The 14,953-nt window shown below is 69.9% G+C and carries 17 protein-coding genes; 10 read left to right on the top strand and 7 right to left on the bottom strand.

Annotated features, from left to right (window positions below):
- Positions 1–48 precede the first annotated feature (48 nt).
- The 3 genes from ACZ6YV_RS08570 to ACZ6YV_RS08560 all read right to left on the bottom strand — a co-directional run bounded on the left by ACZ6YV_RS08570 (position 49) and on the right by ACZ6YV_RS08560 (position 2,427).
- Complete coding sequence (locus ACZ6YV_RS08570) at positions 49–1,410, bottom strand: M20/M25/M40 family metallo-hydrolase (protein ID WP_465509015.1); 1,362 nt, start codon at positions 1,408–1,410, stop codon at positions 49–51.
- Positions 1,411–1,501: 91 nt separating this feature from the next.
- Positions 1,502–1,876: a hypothetical protein gene (locus ACZ6YV_RS08565; RefSeq protein ID WP_465509014.1), complete on the bottom strand. Its 375-nt coding sequence runs from the start codon at positions 1,874–1,876 to the stop codon at positions 1,502–1,504.
- 86 nt (positions 1,877–1,962) lie between these two features.
- Positions 1,963–2,427, bottom strand: coding sequence for a DUF2716 domain-containing protein (locus tag ACZ6YV_RS08560; protein ID WP_465509013.1), 465 nt, complete (start codon positions 2,425–2,427; stop codon positions 1,963–1,965).
- Positions 2,428–2,479: 52 nt separating this feature from the next.
- Here ACZ6YV_RS08560 and ACZ6YV_RS08555 point away from each other — a divergent pair, with 52 nt between their 5' ends.
- The 3 genes from ACZ6YV_RS08555 to ACZ6YV_RS08545 are packed head-to-tail and all read left to right on the top strand — an operon-like array spanning position 2,480 to position 3,416.
- Positions 2,480–2,683, top strand: coding sequence for a CopG family transcriptional regulator (locus tag ACZ6YV_RS08555; RefSeq protein WP_465509012.1), 204 nt, complete (start codon positions 2,480–2,482; stop codon positions 2,681–2,683).
- The gene (locus ACZ6YV_RS08550) at positions 2,680–3,060 is read left to right on the top strand and encodes a type II toxin-antitoxin system death-on-curing family toxin (RefSeq protein WP_465509011.1); all 381 of its coding nucleotides are present in this window, start codon (positions 2,680–2,682) and stop codon (positions 3,058–3,060) included. Before ACZ6YV_RS08555 ends, ACZ6YV_RS08550 begins: the two co-directional genes overlap by 4 nt.
- A gap of 17 nt (positions 3,061–3,077) precedes the next feature.
- Positions 3,078–3,416 carry a winged helix-turn-helix transcriptional regulator gene (locus ACZ6YV_RS08545; protein ID WP_465509010.1) on the top strand — a complete coding sequence of 113 codons (339 nt, stop codon included), beginning with the start codon at positions 3,078–3,080 and terminating at the stop codon, positions 3,414–3,416.
- A gap of 376 nt (positions 3,417–3,792) precedes the next feature.
- Here ACZ6YV_RS08545 and ACZ6YV_RS08540 read toward each other — a convergent pair whose 3' ends face one another.
- A complete protein-coding gene (locus ACZ6YV_RS08540) occupies positions 3,793–4,083 on the bottom strand; it encodes a 4a-hydroxytetrahydrobiopterin dehydratase (protein ID WP_465509009.1) in 291 nt (96 codons plus the stop codon).
- A 75-nt stretch (positions 4,084–4,158) separates the two neighbouring features.
- On the opposite strand from ACZ6YV_RS08540, the gene ACZ6YV_RS08535 reads away from it, so the two are divergent.
- From ACZ6YV_RS08535 to ACZ6YV_RS08520, 4 genes are all read left to right on the top strand, one after another.
- Positions 4,159–5,211 carry a thiamine ABC transporter substrate-binding protein gene (locus tag ACZ6YV_RS08535; RefSeq protein ID WP_378239825.1) on the top strand — a complete coding sequence of 351 codons (1,053 nt, stop codon included), beginning with the start codon at positions 4,159–4,161 and terminating at the stop codon, positions 5,209–5,211.
- 47 nt (positions 5,212–5,258) lie between these two features.
- A complete protein-coding gene (locus ACZ6YV_RS08530) occupies positions 5,259–6,836 on the top strand; it encodes an ABC transporter permease (RefSeq protein ID WP_465509296.1) in 1,578 nt (525 codons plus the stop codon).
- On the top strand, positions 6,836–7,852 hold the full coding sequence (locus ACZ6YV_RS08525) for an ABC transporter ATP-binding protein (protein ID WP_465509008.1): 1,017 nt from the start codon (positions 6,836–6,838) through the stop codon (positions 7,850–7,852). The genes ACZ6YV_RS08530 and ACZ6YV_RS08525 overlap by 1 nt, the downstream gene beginning before the upstream one ends.
- Positions 7,853–7,952: 100 nt before the next feature.
- On the top strand, positions 7,953–9,056 hold the full coding sequence (locus tag ACZ6YV_RS08520; protein ID WP_465509007.1) for a serine hydrolase domain-containing protein: 1,104 nt from the start codon (positions 7,953–7,955) through the stop codon (positions 9,054–9,056).
- A gap of 59 nt (positions 9,057–9,115) precedes the next feature.
- Here ACZ6YV_RS08520 and ACZ6YV_RS08515 read toward each other — a convergent pair whose 3' ends face one another.
- The 3 genes from ACZ6YV_RS08515 to ACZ6YV_RS08505 are packed head-to-tail and all read right to left on the bottom strand — an operon-like array spanning position 9,116 to position 12,074.
- On the bottom strand, positions 9,116–9,994 hold the full coding sequence (locus ACZ6YV_RS08515; RefSeq protein ID WP_465509006.1) for an ABC transporter permease: 879 nt from the start codon (positions 9,992–9,994) through the stop codon (positions 9,116–9,118).
- Positions 9,991–10,986 (bottom strand): ABC transporter ATP-binding protein, encoded by a 996-nt coding sequence (locus ACZ6YV_RS08510; protein WP_465509005.1) that lies wholly within the window; start codon positions 10,984–10,986, stop codon positions 9,991–9,993. Before ACZ6YV_RS08510 ends, ACZ6YV_RS08515 begins: the two co-directional genes overlap by 4 nt.
- On the bottom strand, positions 10,983–12,074 hold the full coding sequence (locus ACZ6YV_RS08505) for a LolA family protein (RefSeq protein WP_465509004.1): 1,092 nt from the start codon (positions 12,072–12,074) through the stop codon (positions 10,983–10,985). Before ACZ6YV_RS08505 ends, ACZ6YV_RS08510 begins: the two co-directional genes overlap by 4 nt.
- A gap of 144 nt (positions 12,075–12,218) precedes the next feature.
- Here ACZ6YV_RS08505 and ACZ6YV_RS08500 point away from each other — a divergent pair, with 144 nt between their 5' ends.
- The 3 genes from ACZ6YV_RS08500 to ACZ6YV_RS08490 are packed head-to-tail and all read left to right on the top strand — an operon-like array spanning position 12,219 to position 14,700.
- On the top strand, positions 12,219–12,947 hold the full coding sequence (locus ACZ6YV_RS08500; RefSeq protein WP_465509003.1) for a response regulator transcription factor: 729 nt from the start codon (positions 12,219–12,221) through the stop codon (positions 12,945–12,947).
- The gene (locus ACZ6YV_RS08495; RefSeq protein ID WP_465509002.1) at positions 12,944–14,272 is read left to right on the top strand and encodes an ATP-binding protein; all 1,329 of its coding nucleotides are present in this window, start codon (positions 12,944–12,946) and stop codon (positions 14,270–14,272) included. The genes ACZ6YV_RS08500 and ACZ6YV_RS08495 overlap by 4 nt, the downstream gene beginning before the upstream one ends.
- Positions 14,273–14,307: 35 nt before the next feature.
- Positions 14,308–14,700 (top strand): (deoxy)nucleoside triphosphate pyrophosphohydrolase, encoded by a 393-nt coding sequence (locus ACZ6YV_RS08490; RefSeq protein ID WP_465509001.1) that lies wholly within the window; start codon positions 14,308–14,310, stop codon positions 14,698–14,700.
- Positions 14,701–14,953: the final 253 nt, after the last annotated feature.

The raw sequence follows: 14,953 nt of genomic DNA, 5'->3' as shown, positions 1-14,953 counted from the left end.
GTTAGACCGACCTGTCTCTCGAACGACCCAAATCACTCACGAGCACCGCTACTTCCGCAGCAGGCTGTAAGCCGCCGAACCGATCAGCTCCAGCGAGACCTGAAGCCGCTCAAGGGAAACGTTGTCCTTGATGGTGTCTTCCGGCGTGTGATAAGTCGGCTCCAGCAGTGCCGGGCCGCTCTCGCCACGCCAGCTGAAGTTGCCCGAAGCGATGCCGCGCTCGAAGAACGGCACGTGGTCGCTCGAGCCACGCGCGACCGGACCCTTGACCCGCGGGTCGTAGCCGAGTCGCTTGGCCGCGGCGTTCACGGCCGCGGTCGTGGCGTTGTCGGCGCCGTCCACCGAAAGCAGCCAGTAGGTGACCGCCGGGTCCCAGCTGGTGGCGACCATGTCGTTCTGGAAGCAGCCCGCGATCCGCTTCGCCTCCGGGTCGGTCAGGTTCGACACGTAGTGCCGCGAACCGATCAGCCCGTACTCCTCCGAGCCCCACAGCGCGAACCGCAGCGTCTTGTTCGTCGGCAGGTACCGCAGGACGCGCGCCAGCTCCAGGCACAGCACGGTGCCGCTGCCGTCGTCGTTGGCGCCGGGGGAGCCGGGGACGCTGTCGTAGTGCGCGGTCACCATGACCACGCCGTCGTCCTTGCCGGGGAAGGTGGCCGGCCGCTCGGCGAGGACGTTGTACGACGTCAGGTTCTTGTGGTGCGTGGCCGTCGCCTTCACCTTGACCGAGCCCTTGGCGAGCCGTTCGCGCAGGCGTTCCACCTGGACCTGGGCCAGGCCGAGCACCGGGACGGTGACCGGGGTGGCGAGCGTCGGGGAGAAGGCGGACAGTTTGCGCGCCGGGTCGGCGCCGATCCGGCCGATCAGCACGGCGACCGCTCCGCGCTGCGCGGCCGTCAGGTACGCGTCGGCCTTGTTCGTCACGGCCGCGATCAGCACGATCTTGCCGGTCAGGTCGTCCGGAAGCGTGTTCCCGTCCCCGGCGTCGACGACGACGGCCTCGCGCGTGACGTCCTGCGCGCCCTGCGGCGACGAGCCGGTCTGCCAGCTGTCGCGTCCGACCGACAGGCCGCCCAGGAACTTGTCGGCGATCGGGAACGGCTGCAGCGTGACCTGGTAGCGCAAGTCGCGAAGCACCTTCGCGATGTAGTCCTTGGCGCGCAGTTCGCCTTCGGTGCCGGCGATCCGGGGGCCGATCTTGTCGCTGAGCACCCGCAGGTGCTCCAGCGCCCGCCGCGACCGGACCCGTGCGATCACCGGGTAGTCGCCGAAGTCCAGCGACGGCGGGAACTGCGCGCCCGGACGCTGTTGCGTGGCCGCGGCGGCGGTGCCGGGGTTCAGCCCGATCGTCGCCGCGCCCGCCAGTGCCACCGCGCCCGCGAGCACCTCACGTCTGCGCAGACCTGCCATGGAACACCCCTCACTTCTCGGAGAATCTCGTTCGAGTAGCTAAGAGTCGCAAGGCCGCCGGAACAACCTCCGATCGTCCCCTTTTTCCGTTTCAGCCCACGGTCGTCCGGCGGTAGGCCTGGGACACGGCGACGCCGCCGCAGGCGATGGCCCCGATCAACCCGCCGATCAGCAGCACGGTCCCGATGAACGGCCCGAAGTCGCCGACGTCGGCGAGCCGTCCCCAGAAGGAGCCTTCGAGCAGCGCTCCGACGAAGATGAACACCGGCGCGACGATGCCGAGGAAGAGGATCGGGCGGAACCGGGCGGCCAGCGTCAGCACGAGGATCCCGGTGATGCCGAGGATGAACGGGCCGGGCGGGATGTCCGGGAAACCGGGCACGCCCGAGACGATCTGGATGATCAGGCCGGCGACGCCGACGAAAAGAAAGAAGGCGTTGGCGACGGCTGCGGTGGAACGGTTCATGGCGGAACTCCTCGCTGGGGCGGATGACCACTGAAGAGTCCTCGTCGAAGCCGGGAAGAGCGTCGGCCCGGAAGCGGCAATCGGGTCTACGCGGACCTGCGTACAGGTTCGCCGAGGACCTCGGTGAGCTCCGCCGAAATCGCCTTCATCAGCGCGTCGCCGAATACGCAGATCGTGTACTCCCACGGATGCCCGAACGTGCCGAGCCGGAAGTCGGGCGTCAGGTACAGGTAGTAGTCGCCGTCCGGAAACGGACTGAGCGGCCAGTCCTTCACGGTGGGCGAGAACCGGTACGACTCGTGCTGCCAGTCGAGTGCGTACAACTCGTCGGCGCACGAGGCCAGGCCCCGCTGGATCACGGAAACCATCCGGTCCAGCAGCAGGTATCCAGGATCTTCGTCGAGGGCGGTCAGGCTCCAGGTCGCCGATCCCGCGGGTTCGGCGATCCCCGGCCATTCGAATCGGTTCGTGCTCGGCCGGAAGGCGAACTCCGTGTAGAAGCGGCTCCAGACATCCCGGTATTCGGCCTTCTCCAGAGTCTCGATGCTCACGCGGGGAAAATACGCCCCGTGAGTCTGATACCAGAGTGGTATCATAACCCTCATGGCCATGACCTTGAGGTTGAACGACGAGCAGGAGCGCGCTCTTGCCCTGCTTGCGGAGGCCGATGGCGTGAGCAAGCACGAAGCCACCGTTCGCGCCATCACCGAGGCCGCCGCGCGCCGCGTCCGTGACGACCGTGTCCGCGCGCTGTCCAGGGACGGCAGGGAGCGCTACGCCGCACTGCTCGACCGCCTCGCCCAGTGATCGAGTATCTCACCGTCGAAGACCTCCTGGCGCTCGCGGAAGACCTCCGGGTGCCCAAGATCCGTGATCTCGGGCTGCTCGACTCCGCCGCGCACCGGCCGCAGGCTTCGTTGATGGGCCGGGACGCTTATCCGACGCTGCACGAGAAGGCGGCGGTGCTGCTCGAGTCGCTGGCGCGCAACCACGCGCTCATCGACGGCAACAAGCGCCTGGCCTGGATGGCGACGTTCGTCTTCTACGGGCTCAACGGTCACGACCTCGACGCGCCGGAAGACGACGCGTACGACCTGGTGATCGCGATGTCCGTCGGTTCGCGCAGGTACGCGGAAGCCGCGGTCGAACTGGCCGCGTGGGCGAGGGTAACTTCGAACGGGTGAAGCCGTTGAGTCCCGACATGTTCGCGCCAGAGTGCCCGTCGAATCTGACGCCGTTCCGGATCGGCGACAAGTGGGCGGGCCTGGTCGTGCTGTGTCTGGAAGAGGGGCCGCGCCGGTTCACCGAACTGAGGGTGCCGCTGAGGGGCGTCACGTCGAAGGTCCTCACGGAGACCCTCAGGGCTCTGGAGCGCGACGGCATGATCACGCGGACGGCGTACGACGAGACGCCGCCGCGGGTCGAGTACGAGCTCACCCCGCTCGGCCGCACGTTGTTCGAGCCGATGGAGGCATGCCGCGAATGGGCGGCGAAGCACCTTCCGGAGCTTGTCGCCGCCCGCGAGGCCTACACGCCCTAGCCGAGAAGGCCGAGCATGACGATCGTCAGCAGCGTGACGGCGGCGGCGAAGGCGGTCACCCAGGCGCGCTGGGCGGCGGTGATGGAGGCGTTGTTCACGGCGGTTCCCCGGGGGAGAGAAGCGATAGGTTCGCCGGGAACAGCGCGTTGATCAGGGTCCGCGTTACCGTCTTGGCGCCGGTGTGGCGAAGATCACTGATCGTGCTGATGGTGTCGATCACGCGCCGTGTACCAGAGCACTCCGGCAGCGGCTGCCACCATCGCGCCGAATGCGGAGAAGCCCACCACGATCGCCTGCGTCATCACTCGTCCTTTTCTCGTCGGTCGTACCGGGTAGACGTCCGAGAAGCGGTGTCGTGGCGCGGTCGTCGCGGACGTCACATGTCGTCGAGTACCCCGTCGATCTGCGACGCAAGCGCAAAGTCCTTCTCCGTCAGCCCTCCGGCGGAGTGCGTGCTGAGCCGGAACGTCACCGTCCGCCAGCGGATGTCGATGTCGGGATGGTGGTCGGCCGCCTCCGCCAGTTCGGCCACCTTGTCCACCGCTTCGATGGCTTTCGGGAAGCTCGGGAGCTTCGCCGTTCGCTCGATCGTGACGCCGTCACGCGTCCAGCCGGAGAGCTTGGTCACGGCCTCGTCGGCCTGCTTGTCGTTCAAGATTTCCGCCATGACTCCATGGTGGTACGCCGTCGGCTACGCTGCACGTTTGCCACGGGTCCCCCCTTGAAGAACGCAGGAGGCTAGATGAAACGCGCCCTCCGCACGGTCGTTGCGGCTGGCACGGTGGCCGCCCTCGTCGCGGGCTGCTCGCTCTCCGGGAACACGGGGAACGACCCGCAGGCGCCGGCGACGGTCACTCTCGTGACACACGACTCGTGGCTCGCCCCCCAGGAGGTCCTCGACGCGTTCGAGCGGCAGTCCGGGATCAAGATCTCCGTGCTCAAGCAGGGTGACGCGGGCGCGCTGACCAACAAGCTGGTGCTGACCAAGGCGAACCCGATCGGGGACGTCGCGTACGGCGTCGACTCGACGTTCGCCTCCCGCGCGCTCACCGAGGGCGTTTTCGAGCAGTACACCAGCCCGGAGGCCGATCGCGGGCCCCAGCGCTACTCCGTCGACCCCGAGCACCGGCTCTCCGCCGTCGACCTCGGCGACGTCTGTGTCAACATCGACAGCCGGTACTTCGCGGAAAAGGGAATCCCGGAGCCGAAGTCGTTCGCGGATCTGGCCGACGCCAAGTACAAGGACCTGATGGTCGCCGAAAGCCCCGCGACGTCGTCGCCGGGGCTGGCGTTCCTGCTCGGCACCGTCGCCCAGTTCGGCGAGCAGGGCTGGCAGGCGTACTGGACGCAGCTGAAGGCCAACGGTCTCAAGACGGTCAGCGGCTGGGAAGAGGCCTACACCAAGGAATTCTCGGGTTCCTCGGGCAAGGGCCCGCGTCCGATCGCCGTGTCCTACGCGTCTTCGCCCGCCGCCGAGATCGGTGACGACGGCAAGCCGCGGACGAAGGCACTGCTGGACACCTGCTACCGCCAGGTCGAGTACGCGGGTGTGCTCGCGGGCGGCAAACAGACCGAAAAGGCCCGCAAGGTCGTGGACTTCCTGCTGTCCCAGCAGTTCCAGGTGACCGTGGCGAGCAACATGTACGTGTACCCGGCCCGTCAGGGCGTCGAGCTCCCGCAGGGCTGGGCGCAGGCCGCGCCGCTGCCGCAGCAGCCGAAAACGCTCGAACCGGCCAAGATCCAGGCCGGGCGCGAGCAGTGGATCGCCCAGTGGCGCACGCTGTTAGAAGGCTAGTTGCCCCCAGTCTGACCCTTCGTGGTGCCGGGCTGGCCGCACTCGCCGTGCTGCCGCTCGGTTTCCTCGTGGTGTTCTTCGCCTGGCCGGTCGCGGCGATCGTCGGCCGTGGCTTCGGGGACGGCGGCGTCGGCACCGCCATCGGTGACCCGCTGACCTGGAAGCTCGCCGGATTCACCGTCGCGAGCGCCGGGGTTTCGACGATCGTCGCGGTGCTCGCGGGACTGCCGGTCGCGTTCCTGCTCGCGCGAGTGAAGCTGCCGGGTGTCTCGCTGGTCCGGACGCTCGTGCTGGTGCCGTTCGTGCTGCCGACCGTCGTGGTCGGCCTGGCGTTCCGCGCGCTCTGGCCCGACGGCGGACTGCTGCCCTTGGTGCTGGCCAACGCCTTCTTCAACATCGCCGTCGTCGCACGCACGGTTTCCGGGCTGTGGAGCCATCTGGACCCGCGCACCGTGGACGCGGCGCGGGCGCTCGGCGCGTCACCGTGGCGTGCCTTCCGTTCGGTGACGCTGCCCGCGCTCGCGCCGGCCGTCGCGTCCTCGGCCGCGGTGGTGTTCCTGTTCTGTGCCACCAGTTTCGGGGTCGTGCTCATTCTCGGCGGGGCGAAGTACCGCACCCTGGAGACCGAGATCTACCTGCGCACGGTCGAACTGCTCGACCTCTCCGGAGCGGCCGCGCTGTCCCTGGTGCAGTTCGCCGCCGTCGTCGCCGCGCTCGTCGTCGGCGCGCTGGCGAGGCGGCGCCGCGAGAACGCGGTCCGGCTGCGTTCGGGGAGCGAGACCGCGCGGCGGCCGCGGGGTGGCGAGTGGTGGGCCGTCTTCGCCGGGCTCGCGGTGATCGCGCTCCTGATGACGCCGATCGTGGCGCTGCTCGTCGAATCCGTGTCCACTTCGGATGGTTGGAGCCTCGCCGGGTACGAAGCGCTAGCCGGTCAGGGATCCCGTGGCGCGCTGCAGGTTTCGGGCTGGGACGCGGCGTCGATGTCGCTGCGGACGGCGTTCGACGCCACGATGCTCGCGATGATCATCGGGGTGCTGGCCTCGGTCGTGCTGGTCGCGTTGCGCCGCACGCCGGGCAGGCTGGCGCGGGGGATGGGCGAGACGATGGACGCCGCGCTGATGCTGCCGCTGGGGGTGTCCGCGGTGACCGTCGGTTTCGGCTATCTCGTCACGCTCGACGCGCTGCCTGGTGACCTGCGGACGTCGCCGCTGCTGGTGCCGCTCGCACAGGCGCTGGTGATCATCCCGCTGATCGTGCGGATGGTGCTGCCGGTCCTGCGGTCGGTCGACGTCCGGCTGCGGCAGGCCGCGTCGACCCTCGGTGCGAGCCCCGGTCGGGTGTGGCGGGAGATCGACCTCCCGCTGACGGCGCGTTCGCTGGTCGCGGCCGCCGGTTTCGGTTACGTGGTCGCGCTCGGCGAGTTCGGCGCGACGAGCTTCCTGGCCAGGCCGGACGCGCCGACGCTGCCGGTCGCCGTCGCGACGCTGATCTCGCGGCCGGGGGAGCTGAACAATCAGATGGCCTACGCGGCCTGCGCGCTGCTCATGATCGTGACCGTGGTGGCGGTGGTGCTGATCGACCGGTTCGGCGCGGTCCGCGGGCAGAATTCGGTAGGGGAGTTCTAGTGTCGCTGTCGGTACGGGATCTGACCGTCCACTATGGATCTTTCGCGGCCGTGAAGGACGCCCGGCTGGACATCGCCGACGGTGAGGTGCTGGCGCTGCTCGGCCCGTCCGGTTCGGGGAAGTCGACGCTGCTGCGGGCCATCACCGGGCTGGAGCCGCTGACGTCGGGCACCGTGCGTTGGGACGGTGAAGACCTCTCCGGAGTCCCGGTGCACCGGCGGGAATTCGGGCTGGTGTTCCAGGACGGGCAGCTGTTCCCGCACAAGGACGTCGCCTCGAACATCGCGTTCGGCCTGCGGATGCACGACGTCCCGCGCGCCGAGCACGCGGAGCGGGTCCGGGCGCTGCTGGAGTTGGTCGGGCTGAGCGGTTACGAGCGGCGGCGGGTGACCGAACTGTCCGGCGGGCAGGCGCAGCGGGTGGCGCTGGCCCGTGCGCTGGCGCCGGAACCGCGGTTGCTGCTGCTGGACGAACCACTGTCCGGTTTGGACGCCGGACTGCGGGAGCAGCTGGCGATCGACCTCGCGGCCCTGTTGCGGCGCAGCAAGATCACCGCGCTGCTGGTCACGCACGATCAGGAGGAAGCGTTCACGCTCGCCGACCGGGTCGCCGTCCTCGACGACGGCGAGATCCGGCAGGAGGGCGCGGTGCGCCGCGTCTGGCGGCAGCCGGTGGACGAGGACGTGGCGCGGTTCCTCGGCGTGACCACGTTCGTCGACGGTGAGGCGTCCGGCGGTGTGGTGCGGACGCCGCTCGGCGAGGTCGCGCTGCCCGACGTCGAGGACGGAGCGGTGCGGCTGGGGCTGCGGCCGCACGGTCTGCGGGTTTCCGCGGACGGCGTCGAGGGTGAGGTGACGGCGGTGGTGCACCGGCGGGAGCACGTCCGGCTCGTGGTCGCGCCCGGCGGCGACTTGTCCACTGTGGACGCCGTCGCGCCGGTCACGGCCGATCTGCGCCCTGGTGACACCGTGCGGCTCGCTCTGGACCCGGACGGCGTCGCCCTCCTTCGCGACTGACCGCGTTTCGTAAGCCGCCTGAAACCCTGTGGTTTTCCGCAGGTTGGTTGGCCTGACAACCTCAGGGGCAGCCGGTCTCGGCTCCCATAACGTCGTCGACATGCTCCTGAAGACGATCTTGGCCGCCATCCTCGCCGTCAGTCCGGCCGCCGCACCGCCCCCGCCGGACATCCCGGCCGCCGAGCTGCACGACAGGCTGGCCGCCCTCGCCGACAGCCGCGCCATCACCGCAGGGCTGATCCACGTCCGGACCGGCACCGGTCAGTGGTCGGACGCGGTGGGCGTGCGGGACCTGCCATCGGGGAAAGCGGCCGCCGCCGACGGCCACTTCCGGATCGGCAGCATCACCAAGACCTTCGCGGCCACGGTGCTCCTGCAGCTGGCCGACGAGGGACGGCTGACACTCGACGATCCGATCGAGCGGCACCTGCCTGGTGTCGTGCCCGACGGCGAGCGCATCACCGTCCGGCACGTGCTGCAGCACACCAGCGGCCTGCACGACTACATGAGTGAACCGGGCTACTCGACCAATCGTTGGCGAGCCGATGCTCGCTTCGACGACTACACGCCTTCGCAACTGCTCAAGGTGGCGTTCGCGAAGGGTCCTGACTTCGAGAACCCAGGCGAGTCCTGGCACTACTCGAACACCAACTACATCGTGGCCGGCCTGTTGGTCGAGAAGCTGGCCGGGCGCCCGTACGGCAAGGAGGTGGAGCGACGGATCCTGCGGCCGCTCAACCTCGCGCACACCAGCGTGCCGGGTCACCGCCCCTCGCTGCCCGCCCCGCACTCCCGCGGCTACGAACCGTTGCCCGCGACAGGGATCGTCGACGCCACCGACATGGACCCGTCGCTGGACTGGGCGGCCGGCGAGATGATCTCCACCACGCGAGACCTGACCACGTTCGTCACCGCCCTGCTCGACGGAAGGCTGACGAGCCGGAACAGCCTCGCGGAGATGCGGCGGATGCGGGAGGCGGTTCCGTTGTTCCGCTATGGCCTGGGACTGCAGGAGTTCGCGATCCCCTGTGCGGAGGGCCCGAAGCCGGTGTGGGGGCACACGGGGCAGCTGATCGGCTACATCACCGTTGCCTTCACCGACGGAAAGGGCAAGTCGATGACCCTATCCCTCAACCCGTACGAGCAGGATCCGCCGACCGAGGCGGTGGTTTCCATGGCGACGGCGGTCTTCTGTCGCGATTAGTCCTCTGAATGCGGTTGTTGCGGTGTGCAAGTACCGCATTCAGAGGACGAAACGCGGGGTCAGCCGTCGCGCGTGGTGAGGCGCGAGTAGGCGATCGAGAGCCCGATGACGATGTAGCAGGCGGCGCGCAGCGCGCCCTCGCCGAGCAGCGTCGTGTCCAGCGGATCCATCAGCACCGAGGCCGGCGCCTGAGCCCAGTCCTTGTTGAGGAGGAACGGATGCAGCCACGAGACCGCGTCCAGGAAGCCGAGAATGGTGAACACGATCGTCCCGGCCAGCACCGAGGCCACCACCAGCATCGGATGCTCGGTGAACGACGAGATCGCGAGCGCGACCGCGCCGACCGCCCACAACTGCAGCGTGATCCACAGGGCCACGACCAGGAGCCTGCCCAGCGCGTCCCAGACGCTCAGCGTCGAGCCGGTGAGGGTGAACATCGAGTCGGTGCCGCTGATGATCAGCCCGGTCACGAAACCGGTGAACGTCATGGCCAGTACCGCGAGCACCGAAACCGTCGCGACGCCGAACGCCTTGATCGCGAGCAGCCTGCCTCGGCCGACAGGGGCGATCAGCCAGCCTCGCAGCGTTCCGTGCGCCGCCTCGCCGGCGATCGCGTCCGCTCCGGCCATCGCCGAAGCGAGCGGCAGGAGCAGCGCCAGCGTCATGGTCAGGGCCGCGACAGGCAGGATGAAGCCGTTGTTCATCGCGGACGCGAGCAGCGCGCCGTCCCCGCCGCCGCCACCGCCGTTCGCTTCCGCGGGGTCGACCAGCGTCAGCGCGACCCCGATCACGATCGGGATCAGCGCGAGCAGCCCCAGCACGGCCAGCGTGCGAGGCCGCCGGAAGATCCAGCGCAGTTCGGCGCGATACAACCGGAGCAGGCCGACGCTGTCCCGCCCGGTCCGTGCCGCGGGTGCCGCGGCCAGAGCGTGGGTCACGACTCCCCCTCACCGTCTACAGTGGACTCCGGCTGGGTCAGCCGGGCGAACAGGTCTTCCAGGCCAGTCCGGGCTCTCGCCGCCTCGTGTACGGCCACCCCGGCCGTCACCAGATGGCGCAGCACGTCGGGAGCTTCGGCCGCGGTGAGGTCCACGCGGACGCCGTCCGGCGTGAGCCTGCTGCCGATCCTGTTCTCCCGCAACGTTTCCACCGCGAGTTCGGCATCGGGCGTCCGCACCAGCAGCGCCGCGTTCCCCGACTCCAGCAGTTCCGTGAGCTCGCCCTGGGCGATCACGTTCCCCGACTGGAGCACCGCGACGTGGGTGCAGGTCGCCTCGACCTCGGCCAGCAGATGCGACGACACCAGCACGGTGACGCCGTCGGCGTGCAGTTCACCGATGATCCGGCGGATCTCCCTGGTACCGGCCGGATCGAGGCCGTTCGTCGGCTCGTCGAGCACGACCATCCGCCGCGGCACGAGCAGCGCGCTCGCCAGCCCCATCCGCTGCTTCATGCCCAGCGAGTACCCCTTGTAGCGCCGGGTGGAGGCGTCGGTCAGGCCGACACGCTCAAGCGCCGCGTCGACCGCGCCCGGGATCCCGGCCGACGCCAGCCTCGGTTCGGCCGCCGCCACGCGCATCAGGTTTTCCCGCCCGGAGAGAAAAGGGTGGAAGCCCGGACCTTCGACCAGCGCTCCGACGTCGGGCAGCGCGTGCGCCGCCTCGTCGGGCATCCGCTTGCCGAAGAGTTCGACCTCGCCCTCGGTGGGCCGCACGAGGCCGAGCAGCATCCGGATGGTCGTCGTCTTGCCCGAACCGTTGGGGCCGAGCATCCCCAGCACGGCGCCTTCGGGAACGTCGAGGTCGACGTGGTCCACGGCCACCGTGCGGCCGTAGACCTTGCGCAGGCCCCTGGTGCGGGCCGCCATGGGTACCGCCGGAGCGGACGCCTCTCGCGAGGCGTCCGTCCCGGCTTCGAACGTGGTGGTCACTTCGCGGCCAAAGCCTCGAAGAGAACCTGCTCCGGCACCGCGCCGACGGCGTAGCGGCCGTCGTCGGTCAGCACGCCGCTGCCGACCTTGGTGGTCACCAGCCAGCCGCTGCCCCAGGCACCGCTGACCGGCTTGGCGAACCGCGAAAGCAGCGCCTTCGGGTCGACCTGGCGGCCGTCCTCGCCCTTGGCGGAACCGGCCTTGGCCAGCGCGTCGGCCGGGATCTTGCCGGTGATCGCGGTGTCCCAGCCGTCGCCGACGACCTTGATGTCGGACTTCGCCTGCTCGGCGAGTTCACGGCTCTTCGGGTCGACCTCGACGGCCTTCTCGGTCACCTTCGCGCCCTTCGGCGGGGTGAACTCGAAGTTCGACGCGGGCTGGTTCGCGAAGTTGATCTCGCTGAACGAGACCTCCAGCGCCGGGGAAGCGGTGCCGTTGGCCAGCACGGTCAGCCGCAGCGGCATCCGGGTCTGCTCGTCGATCGCGACCCGGATCTCGCGCAGGAGCGTCCGCTCGGTCGGCTTCGGGGTCAGCACCAGCTCGTAGGCCGAACGGTTCGCCACCGAGGACGTCCCGTCGACGGCGATCGTGCTGCTCTCCCGCACCTTGCCGAGCAGTTCCGAGGCCACCGTGGCCGGGTCGACGGCCTTGCCCTCGACCTTGCCCTGGTGCTCCTTGGCCAGCCCGTCCGGGATGGTCACCTTGGTCGCGGAGTTGTCCTTGGAGTTGTACTCCCAGACGGTCTGGCCGTTCTGGACGATGGTCTGCTGGCTGGAGCCCTCGGTGAGCGACACCTTGCTCTTGCCCGCACCGTCGGTCGAGATCTGCGCCGAGTCGATGCTGAGCGCCGACGCGCCGGGCAGCGTGTTGCCGATCTGCGGCAGGCCGAGGTCGTTGTTGACCTTGACCTTCCCGTCGAACGCCGACGGCTTCGCGTTGAGCGTCGACTGCACCAGCTCTTCGGCGCTGATCTGCGGCAGCACCGGGGCGTCACCCGCGCTGGCGGGCATCGCCACGACGGCGAGGCCGCCGACACCGAGCGCCGTCCCCACCACCGCCGCGGTGATGGCCTTCCTCTTCGGATCCATGCTGTCTCTCCCTGTTTCCCCGAACCCCAGTGTGCTCGGGTCTTGGCGACAACGCTTCCCCGGAAACGCTGAGATACCACTCAGACTCCGCCGCCCGAGCTGAGATGGCGCTGAGAGCTCGCGCGTGAGCTGGTGAAAGCGTGAATGATGAAGGACGTGAAACCTCGAGTACTGGTGGTCGACGACGAGCCCGGCGTCCGCAAGGCGTTGCAGCGGGGGCTGCGCGCCGAGGACATGGACGTGGTCGCGGCGGCCGACGGGCCCAGCGGCCTGCGGCTCGCGCAGACGGGCTCCTTCGACGTCGTCCTGCTCGACATCATGCTTCCGGGTCTTTCCGGCTACCGCGTGCTCGAACGGCTGCGGGCGCTCGGCGTCACCACGCCGGTGCTGATGATCTCCGCGAAGGACGGCGAGGTCGACCAGGCGGACGGCCTCGACCTCGGCGCCGACGGCTACCTCGTGAAGCCGTTCTCGTTCGTCGTCCTGGTCGCGCAGGTGCGTGCGGTGCTGCGGCGGACGTCGCCGGACGCGATCCGCGGACCGCTGCGGATCGGCGCGCTCGAAGTCGACCGGAGCCTGCGGCAGGTCCGCTACGACGGTATCGACGTGTCGTTCAGTCCTCGCGAGTTCGCGCTGCTGGAGGTGCTGGCGGGTCGCGCGGGGACGGTGGTCACCAAGGACGAACTGTTGCGCGCTGTCTGGGGTGACGAGCAGGCCGCGACCCGCAACGTCGTCGAGGTCTACGTCGGCTACGTGCGCCGCAAACTTGACGCCGTCGGGGCCGGCGCGCTGGTCCGGACCGTGCGCGGGCACGGCTACCTGGCCTCGGACGCCCAGCTCGACGAAGTGATCGCCCCGGCGGGACAGGGGTGATCGGCTCGCCGTCTTGGTGGCGCCGCCGATCGCTCCAGGTCCGGATAACCCTCCTTGCGGCCGCAGTCACGCTCGGTTTCCTGCTCGGGCTCGCGGCGGTCGCCGGGGACAACCTCCAGCCGCTGCTCATCGGCTCGGTCGACGACGAACTGGGCACCCAGCTGGAGATCGCGAAGGCCGACGTCTCCGCCGGGCGGACGCCGACGGCCTCGGCGGTCACCGTCCGCGTCCTCGACACCGGCGGCGGCCCGGTCGACGGCCTGCCCGCCGCGAACCTCGGCCCCGCGGACGTCCGCGCGCTGAAGGCGGGTGAACCGGTCACGACCGGTGGTGAGCACAGCTGGCGCTGGGTCGGCACCGTGATCACCGCCCCCGACGGGCAGCAGCGGCTGGTCGCCGCCGGAGCCGGTCTGGTCGGCTTCGCCACCGCCGTGCACTCCGGTGGGCTGTGGCTGTTCGTGGTCGCGTCGGTCGGCGCGGTGGGCGCCGGGATCGCGACGTGGCTGCTGGTGCGGTTCGCACTGCGGCCTGTGGCGCGGATGCGCGGTTCGGTGCGGGCGCTCCCGCCGGGCGCGCGGCTGCCGTTGCCGGATTCGCACGACGAACTCCGCGCGCTGGCCGAGGAGTTCAACGCCCTGCTGGCGCGGCAGGAGGAGGGCGCCGGTCGGCTCCGGCGGTTCACCGGTGACGCCGCGCACGAGCTCCGCTCGCCGGTCGCGTCGATCCGCGTCCAGGCCGAGGTCGCCGTCGCCAACCCCGATCCCGAGCTCTCCCAGGAGACGCTTTCCGACATCCTGGAGGAGGCGGAACGGCTTTCCGCGCTGCTCGACGGGCTGCTCGCGCTGGCGAGGTCGGACGCAGGGGAGGTCCCGCCGGCGGAACCAGTCGAGCTGGTGAGCGAGGTGCGTGCCGCGGTCGCGCGGATGCCCGCCGACGCGCCGGATGTCCGGGTGACCGGCACCGTCGGGACGGCATGGGCGCTGGCGACCCACGCCGAGGTCGAGCTGGTGCTGAGCAATCTGCTGCGCAACGCCTGCCGGTACGCGCGCGGCGAGATCGTGGTGTCGGTGCTCGCGTCGCGGTCCTCCGTGCGGGTGGTGGTCGACGACGACGGGCCGGGTATCGCACCGGAGCACCGGGAGCGGGTCTTCGACCGCTTCTACCGTGTTTCCGACTCGCGGGCGCGGTCCTCCGGTGGCACCGGGCTGGGCTTGGCGATGGTCGCGGAGGCCGTCCGGCGGCGCGGGGGCAGGGTCCGCGTCGGCGAATCACCCGATGGCGGAGCGCGCTTCCAGATCGTCTGGCAGGCGGCCCGGCCTGGCTGATCGGTGTGGCTGATTGGTCTGGCTAGGGTGTCCGCGTGGTGATCGTGGGTGCCGCCATCGTGCGGAACGGACAGATGCTGGCGCAGCAGCGAGCTTGGCCCGCCGACCACGCCGGGCAATGGGAGCTGCCGGGCGGGCGGGTCGAAGACGGCGAAAGCGACGAGGCCGCTTTGGCGCGTGAATGCCTGGAGGAGCTGGACGTCGCCGTGACGGTCGAGAGCCGGGTCGGCGAAGACGTCCCGCTGCCGAAGGGGAAGGTGCTGCGGATCTACGCCGCTTCGCTGGTCAGCGCGGGGGACGAGCCGCGGGCGGTGGAGCACAAGGACGTCCGGTGGATCTCCCCGGGCGACCTCGACGATCTCGACTGGCTGCCCGCCGACCGCGTGCTCCTGCCCGCCCTGCACACCCTGCTCGCGAGTCGGTCGTGAGTGGCGATTGAAGGGGTCGGCGATCGCACACCTCGCCACCGGCACGCTCCAGCCACACGAAGGGCGCCCCCGGCCGACGCCTGCCTCGCACCTGCTCCGGGGCGTGTTGCGAAAGCCCACCCCGGCCGACGCCTCACCGCCACTTCAGGTGTCGGGGGGGGGCCCGATTATGAAGATAGGTCCGGGCAAACATGGGTTGTGTGAAGCCCCCCAGGCAAACACCGCCCAGCCGCCGGGCCCCGCGGGGACGGGG

Source organism: Amycolatopsis sp. NPDC102522, from assembly GCF_055584485.1.
This window is presented reverse-complemented; position numbering and strand designations above follow the sequence as displayed.

Excerpts from the sequence above, each read along its gene's own strand:
- ACZ6YV_RS08570 (WP_465509015.1), bottom strand. The coding sequence starts at position 1,410 with ATGGCAGGTCTGCGCAGACGTGAGGTGCTCGCGGGCGCGGTGGCACTG.
- ACZ6YV_RS08565 (WP_465509014.1), bottom strand. The coding sequence starts at position 1,876 with ATGAACCGTTCCACCGCAGCCGTCGCCAACGCCTTCTTTCTTTTCGTC.
- ACZ6YV_RS08555 (WP_465509012.1), top strand. The coding sequence starts at position 2,480 with ATGGCCATGACCTTGAGGTTGAACGACGAGCAGGAGCGCGCTCTTGCC.
- ACZ6YV_RS08545 (WP_465509010.1), top strand. The coding sequence starts at position 3,078 with ATGTTCGCGCCAGAGTGCCCGTCGAATCTGACGCCGTTCCGGATCGGC.
- ACZ6YV_RS08540 (WP_465509009.1), bottom strand. The coding sequence starts at position 4,083 with ATGGCGGAAATCTTGAACGACAAGCAGGCCGACGAGGCCGTGACCAAG.
- ACZ6YV_RS08535 (WP_378239825.1), top strand. The coding sequence starts at position 4,159 with ATGAAACGCGCCCTCCGCACGGTCGTTGCGGCTGGCACGGTGGCCGCC.
- ACZ6YV_RS08520 (WP_465509007.1), top strand. The coding sequence starts at position 7,953 with ATGCTCCTGAAGACGATCTTGGCCGCCATCCTCGCCGTCAGTCCGGCC.
- ACZ6YV_RS08505 (WP_465509004.1), bottom strand. The coding sequence starts at position 12,074 with ATGGATCCGAAGAGGAAGGCCATCACCGCGGCGGTGGTGGGGACGGCG.
- ACZ6YV_RS08500 (WP_465509003.1), top strand. The coding sequence starts at position 12,219 with ATGATGAAGGACGTGAAACCTCGAGTACTGGTGGTCGACGACGAGCCC.